Below are 14684 nucleotides of genomic sequence, written 5' to 3'. Positions count from 1 at the left end.
GAAGGTTATTCCTTCGCTCTCTTTTTATATTAGTACCGCGCTAGGCCCTTTAAGTCAACACCAAAGTTAATCTAACAAAAAGACTAAAAGGCAATTTATCAGGTTTTAAAATTCATTATACAAGCTGGTAGTGGTTTTTTTATGCTCTAATTTTAATCTCAGAAATTCACTATTCTTATATCCCTTATTTAAGGTTTGATTAATTTTTGAGAATATTTTTATAAATAAAATTATTTATCACCTTCAGGTAATGCGTAGGTTCTCTTAAGCGACTCTTAAGTGTTGTTGCATAGCATGGCGTTGTTATTTTAAACGAGCCTAAATATGAACATAACTAGCCAAACACCAGCACAAAAAAAGCCAAATCGTAGTAAGCGGTTTTACATTCACTGTAGTGCAAATGCCTTTGTAGTGATGATTGCCTGTTATTACTGTTTAGTTATAAACATTCCTTTTATTCAAGGTTCGTTTAGCGCCATCACCTCCCTTGCATCTTTTTCATGGCTATTTTTACTTTCAGTGCCACTGCTGTTGTTATGCCTTTTAATTATTTTCTTTTCAATAGTGTCGGTTAGGTGGTTACTAAAACCAATTAACTACCTTTTACTGATAATTTCGAGTGCCGTACTTTACGGCTCATTAAATTACGGCGTCGTGTTTGACTATTCAATGATTCAAAACACGTTCGAAACTGATTCAAGCGAAGCGCTGAGCTATTTAAATCCGCAGCTCATAGGCTTTCTACTACTGTTTTGTGCGCTACCTGTTTTTATATTAAGCAAAGTAAAAATACACTTTACCCGCCCTCACCAAGAAGCAATTAGTCGTATAAAACTTATTGTAGCGTGCTGCTCACTAATTGCTTTAGTGGTCGCTAACTTTTACGCCGATTACGCAGCCACTGGTCGTAACAACCGCATTTTGAAAAAAGAAATTATTCCGTTTCAATACCTCTCTAGCGGTTATAAATATATGCGCGATCAGCTGCTGTATACCAATATAGAATTTAAAAATATAGATGCAACACCCACTCTTATTGCGCCTAACACCACCAGCGTAACAGTTATGGTTGTTGGCGAAACCGCACGAGCAGAAAACTTTGCGTATCAAGGTTATAAGCGCAACACCAACCCTTATACACAAAAGTATAATGTGACGTATTTTAATAATGTGGCGTCTTGTGGCACCGCTACTGCAGTGTCTGTGCCGTGTATGTTTTCACTGCAAACACAAGATAACTTTGATCGATTAGCTGCCGACAACCAACAAAACCTGATTGATTTAGCACAACAAGCTGGCAGCGACGTACTGTGGGTTGATAACAACAGCGGCTGTAAAAACGTATGCACCCGTGTTGTTAACATTGATATCCCAATCACCCCATCAGCGCTTTGCGATGGAAAATATTGTTTTGATGAAGCACTGCTTGCTCCACTTAAGCGCAAACTCGCTAATTTAAACCAAGCTAATACCGTTATCGTCCTACACATGATGGGCTCACACGGACCAACCTACTTTAAACGCTACCCAGAAAAATTTAAGCAATTTACGCCCACGTGCGACAGAAGCGACATTCAAAACTGCTCACTCGATGAATTAGTTAATACCTACGACAACACAATTGCGTACAGCGACTTTGTTAACGCCCAGGTAATTGAGCAATTAAAAGCGCTGCCAAACAACATAGATAAGCAGTTTTTATATGTCTCTGATCATGGTGAATCACTTGGCGAAGCCGGTGCTTATTTACATGGTTTTCCGTATAGCTTTGCACCTAGCACACAAACGCACGTTCCTCTTTATATGTGGGCTGATGAGCATAATCAGCGCATTACTAATACCTGTTTAGCTAATTTAGACACCCGCGCTGCACGCTCACACAACAATATTTTTCACACCCTTTTAAATTTAATTGGCATTAAAAGCAAAACGTATCAGGCATCGCTCGATTTACTTGCTAACTGCCAAACAACACCAAGCGAAATAAAACTATGAGTAATAAAACCGTTATAAAACGCCAAGGCTTAATGCGCCTTATTTTTACCTTAAGCCATTCTTTTAACGGCTTAAAATGGATGAGTCGATTTGAAGCAGCGTTTCAACAAGAGCTAGCACTGTTTTCATTATTGGGTGTGTTTGTATGGCTACAAGAAATTGCACTAAAGGATAAATTACTGCTTATAGCTAGCCTGCTTTTTGTATTGTTTGCTGAGCTGGTAAATACGGCAGTTGAGGTTGTAGTTGATAGAATTGGCAGTGAATACCATGAGCTTTCGGGGCTAGCTAAAGATATAGCCTCTGCAAGCGTGTTTATAGCTATGCTAATTGCCGCACTTATTTGGTGGGCTGTGTTATGGGCATAAAGCTAACTTTTATACCTAAAATACAAAATGCACTTGGCCCTGTATGGACTTTTGTTGTATTTGCTGTTGTGGCACTTAGCTTTTTAACACTTGCTCGCTTTGGATTAAGTGTATGGCAAGGGGAGCGTGTATTTGGATCGCATGCGTGGTTATCTATATTTATAGGTGGTTTAAGAGTTGATATAGCCACTCTAAGCTACATTATTATGCCCGCATTACTACTTATTTTACTGATGCAAAGCGTAGGGTGGCAAAATAAAGTACGCGGCCTCATTAAAATTTATTTAGTGACGATGTCTGCTTTACTTGTTTTTTTTGAAGTGATTACGCCTACGTTTATAAACGAGTACGATTTACGCCCAAACCGCTTATTTATAGAATATTTAATTTACCCTAAAGAAGTCTCAAAAATGATTTTTTCAGGCTATAAGTTAGAAGTATTTATTGCTGTTATAGCACTTATTTTAAGCTGTAAATTTGCAAGTAAAATATTTAGCAATCAATGGCAAAGCAAGTCATCACTAACAGGTTTAAATCAATCAATTTTAGCGCTTATTTTAGTATGCTTAACTATTTTTGGCGCCCGCAACTCATTAGGGCACAGACCACTTAATCCCGCCATGGTCTCGTTTTCTACTGATCACTTACTTAACGACTTAACCCTTAACTCACTTTATAGCGTCGCGTTTGCAGTTAAGCAACTTTCTAATGAGCAATCGAGCCAAGACTATTACGGTAAAATGCCCACCGATGAATTACTTAGTATTGTGCGTAATAACATGCAAAATACGCAAGCCGCATTTAGCGATGTAACCGCCCCTACAAAAACGTTTCATCGCGCAAGTAATACAGGTAAACCCAAAAATTTAGTCATTATTTTACAAGAAAGTTTAGGTGCTCGTTATGTAGGCACGCTTGGCGGTTTACCGCTTACACCTAATATAGACGCCCTTTATAAACAAGGCTGGGGGTTTGATAATTTATACGCCACGGGCACACGTTCAGTACGTGGAATTGAGGCAGTAATTACAGGGTTTACACCAACGCCTTCGCGTGCAGTTGTTAAGCTTGATAAATCACAACGCGACTTTTTTACCATTGCTGATTTTTTAGCGAAGCAAAATTACAACACGCAGTTCATTTATGGTGGCGAAAGTCATTTTGATAACATGCGCAGCTTCTTTTTAGGCAACGGTTTTAAAAGTATCGTAGATACAAATAACTTTAAAAAAATAGACTTTAATGGCTCGTGGGGCGCATCAGACGAAGACTTGTACGACCAAGCCGATATAGAACTTACTAAGCTTAAAAATCAAAACAACCCCTTTTTTAGCCTTATATTTTCAAGCTCTAATCATAGCCCGTATGACTTTCCTGACGATAAAATAACGCTGTACGATAAACAAAAACAAACCCGTAATAATGCTGCCAAGTATGCTGATTACGCACTAGGCACCTTTATCGAAAAAGCTAAAAAATCGAGCTACTGGGATGATACTGTATTTATAGTTATTGCCGATCACGACTCGCGCGTATCGGGTTCAAACTTAGTACCGGTTGATCACTTTAAAATTCCGGCCGTTATTTTTGGAAAAGGTATTACCCATAAACGAGATAGCCAACTAGCCAGCCAGCTCGATATCCCTGTTACTCTACTGTCTTTAATTGGCGCAAGTGGTAAGCACCCAATGATAGGTCATGATTTATCAAAGCCAATTAGCGACAACAAACAACGCGCAATGATGCAATACGACAAAAACTTTGCCTACATGCACGATAATAAAGTGGTGGTGTTACAACCACAAAAACCAGCAACCACCTATACGTATAGCAATAACCAGCTTGTACCATGTGAAAACGATGAGCAACTAGTTAAAAAAGCCCTAGCCCACGCTAACTTAGGTAATTTAGCCTACACAAATGGTTGGTATCATTAACCAAGTGACTTGATAATAAAGCCTTGTTAAAGTAACAAGGCTATTTTTATAAACCGAGTAAACATGAAAATCCTCGTTATTGAAGACTCAGAAGCATTAAGACGCAGCTTGCAAGTTGGCCTTAGCAACCTTGGTTTTACCGTAGATGAAACTGGTGATGGCTCAGAAGGGCTGAGTATGGCACTAAGTGGAAACTACGACCTCCTCGTACTTGATTTAATGTTACCGAGCGTTGATGGCATGAGTATTTTACAAGCACTGCGCAGCAGTAATAGCCAAAGCCGTGTGCTAATTTTATCGGCACGAAGTGAGCCTCAAGATAAAATTAACGGCCTTATGAAAGGCGCTGACGATTATTTAACTAAGCCATTTTCGTTTGAAGAACTCCATGCTCGTGTCCTTGCATTACTTCGTCGTGGTTCACTGCAAAATCAACAAAATACCCTTACCGTAGGTGATTGCGTATTAGATCTCTCGCTTAAAACTCTTCACTACAAGCAACATGCCATTGAGCTCACGCGCAATGAATATAAAATAATAGAATGCTTATTTAACGCCCCAGAGCGAGTATTGGGGCTTGAGCTTATAAGTGAAGCGGTGGTAGGTCAGTTTGATATGCTCTCTAAAAATGCGCTTGAAGCACACATCTCAACCATACGTAAAAAAGTAAGACAGTTTGATGGCGAGCTCCCGATAAAAAATAAACGTGGATTTGGTTATGTCGCAACAACAAAATAAAAATCACTCAATAAAACGTAAACTCGTTAATAATATTAGCGCCGTGATCTCAGTTATTTTATTCACCATATTTTTAACCGTTGATTTAAGTGTTGATACTTGGGTGGAAGATCAGTTTAATCAGTCTTTAACTAACAAAGCTAACTACTTAAAAACCTTAGTTGAAGATGACAACAACGTGGTTGAATTTGATTTTGCTGGTGAGTTTATGTCGGAGTATGAAGCAGCCGATGCCACGGAGTTTTACCAGTTATGGCATGGCCGTGATGTGTTTGAGCGCTCGGACTCATTAGCGCTTTATGAAAATGCTAACCTGCCTTTTTTAGAAATGCCGATAAACGAATCTAAAATTATAGATTACGAGCTTCCTAACAGGCGTGATGGCCGAGCACTTATAAGTCACTTTGTAGCCCAAAAAGATGATAGAAATCCCACTCACTCTGCTGTTTTTAATACCATGACGCTTGCAATCGCAGCGCCGACAGCCGAACTTAATAAAGTACTGATTATTATTGATGTAGTCTTTATTTTAACCTGTGTGCTTGGTGTGTTTGGTGTGCGCTATTTAGTGACACGTATTGTAAATAAAGGCCTGCATCCTCTACACAATTTAAACGACCAAATTAAGTTACTCGATATTACCGGTGTTGCGCAAACAATAGAAAGCGACTTTAAAGTAGAAGAAATAGAACCTATACGTAACGAGCTAAATAAGTTTATTACCGTTAATCAGCAACTCTATAGTAATGAAAAACGCCTAACAAGCGACATTGCACACGAGCTTAAAACCCCAATAGCTGAACTCATAAGCCTCTCAGAGGTGGCTATTCGCTACCCTGACGATAAACGCATTAGCGACACCTATACCAGTGATGTGCTTAATATTTCACAGCGTATGAAAACGATTGTTAGCAACCTCTTATTATTGCAGCGCTCAAGTAGTAGTGCTATGCAATTGGATGCACAAAATATCATGCTAAATAACTTAGTAAATCAAATTATTGATGAGCTGACCTTTAAGCATCCAAGTATTAAAACGCGTTTAAATAACGAAATAAGTGACGAGATTACACTTAATGCTGACGAATTTAGTTTAAATACCATTTTATGTAACTTAATCGATAACGCACTATTTTATGGACTTCCTGAGGCGCCAATTAAATTAACTGCCGTAAATAACAGCACAAACATGACCATCTCTGTTAGTAACAAAGTAAATAAACCACTAAGTAATGAACAGCTAACTGCTATTTTTGACCCGCTCTATCAGCTAGATTCATCTAGAACTAATAACCAGCGCCATGGTTTAGGATTATCAATTGTACAGAGCTTATGTAACTTAAATGGCTTTACTATTACGGCCAGTAATACCGAAAACAATACGTTAACGTTTATATTAACGTTACCTCTGAAGTAAATTTAGGTTAGTATTTACACTACTAATTTTGAGATTTTAAGGACAAACCATGAATGCTCTTACCCGTATTAGCCACTTTTTTATTGTGGCATTACTTATAACATTTAGCCTTAACAGCTATGCTGCTCCTGCCTTATATAAAATAGAAAAAAATGGCGTTAGCTCTTACTTATTTGGCACCGTACACGTTGGTGATGCCAGCATGAAAGGCTTACCTAAAAATGTAACCGATGCGATTAGCGCAAGCAAAGAAGTGATTGTTGAAGTTGATATAAGCAAACTTACTCCACTTGAAATGCAGCAGCGCTCAATGCCATTTATGATGCTAAGTGACGGTAAAACACTGCAAACTGAGCTTTCAAAGCAAAATTATACCAAGCTAAAAGATTACTTTGCTAAAAAGTCGATTGATATTGCTATGTTTAATGGCTTAAAGCCTTGGGCTGTTATGGTGACTATGATGCAAATTGAATTTCAAAATGCAGGATATTCAGATAAAACCGGTATAGACAAGCAAGTGCTTAGTTATGCTAAAGAGCATAATATTAAAATTGGCGAGCTTGAAACCCTAGAGCAACAACTACAAATGTTTGATGGTATGGCGCTATTAAGCAATGAAATGATTGAAGAAACCTTTGAGCAACTAGCCGATATTAATACTTACTTTATCAAGTTAGTTAATGCATGGAAAAGCGGTGACATGGATACACTAACCGATTACTACAACATGAGTTTTGATGACAGTAATTACGGTGAAATTAGCGAGCAAGTAATGCTAACTAACCGCAATAATAATTGGGTTAAACAACTCACACCGCGTTTAGCAAACGAGCAACTATTTATTGCTGTAGGCGCTCTGCATTTACCTGAAAAACACGGGTTACTTAAACAACTTCGAGATAAAGGTTTTAGCGTTACTCGTCTTTAAAATAAAAATGGGTTGAGTGAATTCCCCCTCAACCTTTCTCTGAGCTTTTAATGAAAGTCTTCCATTTTTAAGTAATTCTCTATTCCTTTAATTTTGTCTGCCGCATGATGATTTACATAAATCACAGTACTTGTATTGGCAGCACAAATTTTCTCTATTAGTAGCAGTACACGTTGCCTGTTTGCTTCATCTAAGCCTAAGCAAGGTTCATCTAAAATAAGTAACGTTGGATGTTTTACCATAGCCCGCACAATTAACAACATACGCTGATCGCCGTACGATAGCTGGGTGAATGAGGTATTTTGTTTATCACTTAAACCAATAAATGCCAGCCACTGTTGAGCAATATTAATTTGTGCGTCGCTCGGTTTTTGATATAAACCTATGCTATCGTAAAATCCTGAAATAACAGTATTTAAAGCCGATATACTTACGCGGTAATCCATATGTAGCGCGTTAGATATAAAACCAATATGCTGTTTTATATCCCAAATACTCTCCCCTGTCCCACGTTTAAAACCGAACACTTCAATGTCATTGTTATAACACTGTGGGTTATCACCTGTTATTAAATTTAATAAGCATGTTTTGCCTGAACCGTTCGCTCCACTGAGCTGCCAATGCTGATGCTTTTCTATAGTCCAATTGAGATTTTTGAATATGCTTACATCACTGTAACTAACTTTAGCATTACTCAATTTAACTAAGGTATTACCGGTGAATGCCTTTTGCTCTTGTTCGGTATCAGGAGATGGCACATCCAATGAGGTATGTTCTAAATGAAGTAGTTTTAGTAAATCACTCAATTGCTCACTGTCTGGCTTTGCTAAAGTATGTAACAAGCAACCTTGGCTTACATAGCCATAGTGAGTAATGAATGAAGGGATTTCGTCTAGGCGGTTTAGTACAAAAACAAAAGTAATAGTTTGGCTAAGTTCTATGAGTATTTTATTGAGCTGCTGGCAAGATTGTACGTCGAGTCCATGAAATGGCTCATCAAGCACGACTAACTCACTATGGGAGCTGAGTGCTTTTATAAGTAGGAGTTTACGAGTTTCACCCGTTGAAAGGTCTCTAAAATGCCTATTTAGTAATGAGCTAAATTTAAATAACTCTATTAGCTGCGCTAATAACTCATCATTATTACTATGCTCTGTAAAAATAAGATCTTTAACGAGGCTGTGCTTTTCATGCGCTAATTCTTGGGCTAGTAACTGTTTATGCGAATCTGAAGACACGAGCATAAGCTTATTAATACTACTTATTACGCTGACCACTTTCGCACTTAGCTTCACCGATTAACGCAGCTGTCAGAGCAGATTTACCGGCTCCATTAGCACCTAGAAGCAGCCAATGTTCTCCTAGATTAACTTGCCAATCTAGGTTGCATATGTCGTAACGACTTTTGCCTTGTCCTTGTAAGTAACCATTAAATTGCTCAAGCGTAATTGACTGCACTAACTTTTCCTAATAAACCTTAAAACAGCAAGTTAACGTATATTAAAAGTGCTTAGCAAGCTTGTTATCTGCAAAATTAATTTATTTCACTAACAACGCTAATACTATTTAATGCGTCTTTAATTGCTTGCTGACTTATTGGTTTATGCATATGAAGGTTAGCCCCGTATTTATAAGCTCGCTCTATATCATTTTGTGAAGTATTTGCTGTTATAACAATAATTGGCATTATTTTATTAAGATCAGAGCGTATTTTTTTAATCGCCTCAAACCCATCCATTACAGGCATATTTAAGTCCATAAAAACAATATCGTACTGATTTTCACTCACCATATCACACGCGACTTTGCCGTTTTCAGCGCAATCATAGCTTAAACCTAATAAGCTAAGTATGCGGGTTAATAACATGGTGTTTAATGGATTATCTTCAACGACTAAACACGTTAGCTTGTCGTTTACTTTAAGAGGTGTTGGGAGGGCTTTACTTATTGTTACTGGTAAACACAAAGACACCAAAGCACCATGAGTTTTATTATTTGTAAAAGTAATTTCACCATGCAGTGCTTTTACAACGTATTGAACCCGGGTTAGGCCTGTTCTCAACCCTTGAAAGTGATTGGTTTGTTTAAATGAGTCAAATTCAAGACTGGTAATCTTCTTCGAAAAGCCACTGCCAGTGTCACTCACTGTTAAATGAAATTCATCATTTAAAAGCTTAGCTGAAACAGTAATTTCACCTTTTTGTGTAAACTTAATTGCATTACTAATTAATTCTGTAAGTGTGTGCTGCAAACGTTGATGATCCAATTTACATACACAATTTAACGATTCATCTAAAGAGCTAACTAGTTTTAGGCCTTTTTGCTTACACGCATGCTTGTAAGCTATTACTACTTTATTACACGACTCTAAAAGGTTTTCGTCATTTAAATGCGGTACCCATTTACCTGCACTTAAAGCCTGCAAGTCTTGTAATTCATCTAATATGGCTATTAACCTAAGCGCGCAATAGTTAGCTGGGTTTTAACGCTTTGCTGTTTATCAGAAACCTCTAGCTCCTCAATAGACGTAATAAGTCCCTGCAAAGGTGTTCTAAATTCGTGACTAGCTCTGGCAATAAAATGTTCTTTATTTTGACTTGTTTGATAAACAAAATCTTTTTGTTTTTGTAGCTCTAAAAGCGTGTCTGAAACCTCTTTTTCCATTGGTATAAAAACAAATCTTAACTCAATAAGTAATAATGTCATTGCCAATAACCAGCATAGTATCTCTAGGTTGGCGACCCAATTTACTTTTTTAACAGCTTGAGATTCAAATAAGCTCACTGCCTTATCAAGCTTTGTTAATAACGTTTCAACATGCTTTATAGAAAATACTGAGTGGTTTATCTCTCCTTGCTGATACAAAAGCCGCTCTGTTTGTTCTATATAGTCAAATACCGCTTTATCTAACCCTATCGTTTCACCAAAATATAAGTCTACTAACGCTGGATTTAAGTAAATGTATTCGTCATCAGAGTTTTTAGTTAATAATGTTTGATGGGACTTTTTAAATGTATTGAGGGACTTCTCAAGTGACTCAGTATGAGCTGGCGAGTAATTACTGATGTTAAGCATAGCATTACTGTGCCAAGCAATTTTCTGTGAGAGCATACGCTGGCTACCAGCGATGTTAATAATTTTTGCATCAAACTTCTGAACAGAAAAACTATGCTGCATTAATAAAGCAGAGCCACTTATTAATAGCGCTATTGCAATTAGTGCCCATCGGTAACGTGTTCTCACGCTTTTAATAATATTGAACATGTATAAACCAGTTTTTTATATAAGTGTAGACTAATTTTTTAAAACGAAGAATCAGTCAAAATAATTAAGCGAATTATTAATACCCAATAAAAAAGCCCAGCATCAAGCTGGGCCATAGTAGTAAAATTATATTAGCGATTCTCTAATCGATTATAATCGAACATTCCATATTCTATCCCACGATACTTTTTAGCTGTATCGTGCAATATATCGCTGTATTGCCAAAACTGTGGATGAGTACGTCGAATACCAAACTTAGATTTCAAAGCACCATAATCGGCTTCTATTTGCATCATAGGCAATTGCTCGGCAAAAGCATTTACTTGCTGCTCGTTATTTAAATACCAAATAGCTGCGGGGTAATCACCGATAAAGCCAGGAACAATAGTCGCGGTATCTTCTTCATAAGCACGTTGACCATCTTCGTTTAGTAAACTAGAAATATTGTAGTGCGCATTATGGTGAATAATAGTGTAGCCCTTATGGCTATCATCTTTTTGCTTTACAAGTACAAAGGAAAGCTGAGGTAACAAGTTTACCGCTTTTGCTGGCATGTTACTTACTACATTTAACGGCTTTGGTACTTCAGTGTAGTTGTATCTTTCACTTAAAACTGGCGCTAAGGCTTCTTTCATCAAAGTATATAGCTCATGCTGTGGATCATCAGTTTTATAGTTAATACCACTTGGCTGACTAAATTCTCGGTTATTTTTAAAGAACTTAGATAAGTCAGGTGGTGAGTTACGATACCACTGCTTTTTGATTTGATTACGTTTAGCCTCAGGTAACAATGCTAAAAAGTTTTGCTCTCCCTCTAAACGTAAAAAATCCATATATAGGCGTGTCACTAATTGATGGCCTATATTTCCGTACACATCAAAGCCTGCTACAAGCAAATAGTGAATACGCTCAAACAAAGCATAATCTAATATCCAGGTGGTTTTAGGCTCTTGACCAATAAAACCTTTAACTACAGTTGCACTATCAAAATGGCGGAAAATAGTTAGTGCCGCATTTTTATTATGCCCATCACCTTTCCAAAGTAAGTCTGTTGTAAGGTGCTCACCACCTTTGAACATTTTGTTAGCCAGCTCAACTTTCGCCTGTAAATACTTTTTCTCGCGAACTGAATATTTAACCCAGCTAGAAATGGGTAAGGCATTACTTTCCTCAGCGGCAGGAAGCTCTAATGCCTCTTCATGTTGCATTAGCATTTCCCCTACAGCAGGGGTCGCAACCTTATCAGGATCAGCAAACGCCACCCAAAAATGATCGTTTATAACATTTAAAGCAATCTGACCACGACAAACAGGCCCTTTTATAAAGCCCATAATAATTAACTCTGCCTCATCAAGCATAAATTGATACTTAGAATTAATTGGAATAACTTCGAAAGTTTTAAAAGGGTTAGATGCTGCCTTAGCCTCATAACTCGGCATTTGCGTAACCGTATAATCTGGTGCAATAAACTGCTCATATAAACGCAGTAATTTAGCTTCATTAAGCTCAAGAGGTAAATGTGTTTTAGAAAGTATGGTTGTACGCTCTTGCATAAAACGATAATAAACACGGCTAACTTTAGGGTCATCGTATGGGCGACGCGTGTTAATTAACTTTATTTCCTCACCAGGAGGCGTACTTGAGCGAACTAGTTTGAAAAAGCTTTGTGGGTTTTCTGAAGTAAAATAAATATGTGCTAAAAACCAATGCTCATAAATATACCGTGCTGATAACTGATACTTTAAGCTATCTTGATTTAAAAATGCTTCCCAGCCCGCTATTTTATTCTGATCATATTTACTCGGTGGCTGAATATGTGACATTTTACCACCACCTTTAAGCCAGTTCTGTAAATGATTAAACTCTTCACGCGAAACACCAGGTAAACCATAAGGCATGCCGCCATGAGGTTGATCACTTGCCAATCGATCGAACTCACCCATTGTTGCGCAGGTTTGCGAACGCGCTAACGAAAAGTCAAACTCATCACCTAACACTTCATTTACTGGCAATTCATGGCTTTGCTTTAACACTAAGCTATTAAATAACACACTGCCCGCTAAGTTAGCTTCTTCACTTTGCACGCGCTCATTTAGCACTGGCGTAAAGTTTTTTTCTCGCCATTGCTGAGTATTAGTTGCATCAAATAATAAACGGCTTGGGGTCGTTGCCAATAAACGAGTTCCATCGTAAACAAGCTCTTTACTCAACCCCCGGTCAATACCTTCAGGGGATGAGAGCTTCAGTTGACATGGTGCATCGTAACAACCATGACAAACGACGCAGCGGGTATCGAGTACAGGTTTTACATTTTGTAAAAAATCAGCACCAGCACCTGTGGTATGAGGCACCATTCTCTCTTGTGTTTGTTCAGGTCCAAAAAGATCATCGTAGTGAGCATTTCCCAAATATGCACAACCACTTAAAATAATGAGTGCTATCGTACTTATTAGTATTTTTCTCATTCGTCGTCCTCATCACCTAAATCAAATGTGGGCATCATATCCATTTGAGGAGAAACGAATGTATTCTGACCTTCAGTATTCAAAACAATACTTAAAAGAGGGCCATGCGTTAATGTTATCTGCGCATCGTGCTCTTGATCTAATATAGCTAAGTACAGAGGATTAGTTATAAGCAACTCATAACCGCTAACAGTAATAGCGACACTGCTATCTTCACTTGGGTTCTGGCAAATTTGAGCAAGTAACTCATCATCAAGTCCAATTGATATTTCAAAATCAGGCTGCTCTAAGTCTCTATTACTTAATGATTCATCTAATAGAAATAAAGGGAGGGTTAAATTACTATCTTGTTCAAATTCCATTGCGTTCTCTGCACTTTCTGACGATTTAATTGACGAGTATTATATCAAACTAGCGAGCAAATTAACGCTAAAGCTAATGTAACTGTGTTTAAACGTCATCCATAACAGATTCGATCACCGAAAATGCAGCACCTTGAGGGTCGCATATAACACTAAAACGACCAACATCGGGGATATCTGTTGCAGGAACACATACTTGTCCACCTAAGCTAGCGGCTTTGCTAACAATTACATCGCAACTCTCTACTGCAAAATAAATCATCCAATGAGCAGGGGTATCATCAGGCCATTCACTTGTCATTTCAAGCATACCGGCAATTGGTTGTCCATCGACTAAAAATAAAATGTAGTCCATCCCTTCCATAGGCTTTATTTCGCTTTCCCAGCCTAGTAAAGCACAGTAAAAGTCTCGACTTACTTTACTATCTCTTGTTGCTAACTCATGCCAATAAGGCGTATTTAATTCACCTAAGTGCTTACAACCTGTATGCTCATTCCCCTGCCATAGTGCAACAGTTGCGCCTACTGGATCTTTTAGCATAAGCATGCGACCTGCATTCATAACATCATGAGGACCGGCAATAACTTCAGCACCCAGTTCTTTTGCTTTTAGCGCACAATCATCAACATTATCGACGGCAATGTAAGCCAACCAATGACTTGGGATACCTGCACTAATTTGCTCTTTAGGCATTTCGTACATTGCAGCGATATCATCACCTTGCTTTTGTAGCATGGTGTAGTATATGTTCTCTCCAATAGGTTGATCGTCATGCCCCCAATCAAATAATGATGTATAAAACGCCTTACCGTCTTTCCAATTGTGCGTACAAAGCTCTGACCAACAAAAAATACCATGCGGATGGTTTTCAACTTTACTCATGATTAAGCCCTTATTATTCTAATTTTACCTAAACGAACTCTGTCACATTTTATAAACGAGATAATGGAACAGACTATAAATTGAGATTAGAGCAATAACTAAGCGGAGTCGATAAAAGAAGGGCAAAAATTCGTTATTCAGGTGTTTCATATTTGAGGTTTTTAACGCAGTTAGGGTCAGATTTAATCCCTCAAATTGATTAAATATTATTGCTGATCGATATAAATTATTTACTAAGAAGTCCTTCGCTCTAGAAGAATCCCTGAATCACTTTTCTGCAGACGTAAAAAAGCCCGACTATTTCTAGTCGGGCTTTCTACAATTTGA

9 protein-coding genes and 2 pseudogenes are annotated in these 14684 nt (G+C 37.9%); 6 read left to right on the top strand and 5 right to left on the bottom strand.

What is annotated here, in order from left to right; all coding sequences use genetic code 11:
- Positions 1-324 precede the first annotated feature (324 nt).
- From GQR53_RS03020 to GQR53_RS02995, 6 genes are all read left to right on the top strand, one after another.
- Entirely contained in the window at positions 325-1995 is a 1671-nt protein-coding gene (locus tag GQR53_RS03020) for a phosphoethanolamine--lipid A transferase (protein ID WP_165742834.1), read from the top strand.
- Positions 1992-2363 (top strand): diacylglycerol kinase, encoded by a 372-nt coding sequence (locus tag GQR53_RS03015; protein ID WP_007377290.1) that lies wholly within the window; start codon positions 1992-1994, stop codon positions 2361-2363. The genes GQR53_RS03020 and GQR53_RS03015 overlap by 4 nt, the downstream gene beginning before the upstream one ends.
- On the top strand, positions 2354-4300 hold the full coding sequence (locus GQR53_RS03010) for an LTA synthase family protein (RefSeq protein ID WP_165742833.1): 1947 nt from the start codon (positions 2354-2356) through the stop codon (positions 4298-4300). Before GQR53_RS03015 ends, GQR53_RS03010 begins: the two co-directional genes overlap by 10 nt.
- A gap of 63 nt (positions 4301-4363) precedes the next feature.
- Positions 4364-5038 (top strand): response regulator transcription factor, encoded by a 675-nt coding sequence (locus GQR53_RS03005; protein WP_007377292.1) that lies wholly within the window; start codon positions 4364-4366, stop codon positions 5036-5038.
- Positions 5019-6455: a HAMP domain-containing sensor histidine kinase gene (locus GQR53_RS03000; RefSeq protein WP_165742832.1), complete on the top strand. Its 1437-nt coding sequence runs from the start codon at positions 5019-5021 to the stop codon at positions 6453-6455. The genes GQR53_RS03005 and GQR53_RS03000 overlap by 20 nt, the downstream gene beginning before the upstream one ends.
- A 49-nt stretch (positions 6456-6504) precedes the next feature.
- Positions 6505-7383, top strand: coding sequence for a TraB/GumN family protein (locus GQR53_RS02995; RefSeq protein ID WP_033038531.1), 879 nt, complete (start codon positions 6505-6507; stop codon positions 7381-7383).
- A gap of 47 nt (positions 7384-7430) precedes the next feature.
- Here the strand turns inward: GQR53_RS02995 and GQR53_RS02990 are convergent.
- The 5 genes and pseudogenes from GQR53_RS02990 to GQR53_RS02970 all read right to left on the bottom strand — a co-directional run bounded on the left by GQR53_RS02990 (position 7431) and on the right by GQR53_RS02970 (position 14357).
- A pseudogene (locus GQR53_RS02990) lies at positions 7431-8841 on the bottom strand (ATP-binding cassette domain-containing protein).
- 76 nt (positions 8842-8917) lie between these two features.
- Positions 8918-10647: pseudogene (locus tag GQR53_RS02985) on the bottom strand (response regulator).
- A gap of 131 nt (positions 10648-10778) precedes the next feature.
- On the bottom strand, positions 10779-13112 hold the full coding sequence (locus GQR53_RS02980) for a fatty acid cis/trans isomerase (protein WP_165742831.1): 2334 nt from the start codon (positions 13110-13112) through the stop codon (positions 10779-10781).
- A complete protein-coding gene (locus tag GQR53_RS02975; RefSeq protein WP_002959878.1) occupies positions 13109-13474 on the bottom strand; it encodes a hypothetical protein in 366 nt (121 codons plus the stop codon). The genes GQR53_RS02980 and GQR53_RS02975 overlap by 4 nt, the downstream gene beginning before the upstream one ends.
- 88 nt (positions 13475-13562) lie before the next feature.
- Positions 13563-14357 (bottom strand): VOC family protein, encoded by a 795-nt coding sequence (locus GQR53_RS02970; RefSeq protein WP_165742830.1) that lies wholly within the window; start codon positions 14355-14357, stop codon positions 13563-13565.
- Positions 14358-14684 lie beyond the last annotated feature (327 nt).

This window comes from Pseudoalteromonas sp. Z9A6, from assembly GCF_011378805.1.
In the GTDB taxonomy this organism is placed as follows: Bacteria; Pseudomonadota; Gammaproteobacteria; order Enterobacterales; family Alteromonadaceae; genus Pseudoalteromonas; species Pseudoalteromonas distincta.
Note: the sequence above shows the minus strand (reverse complement) of the source record. Positions and strands in the feature narration are given on the sequence as shown.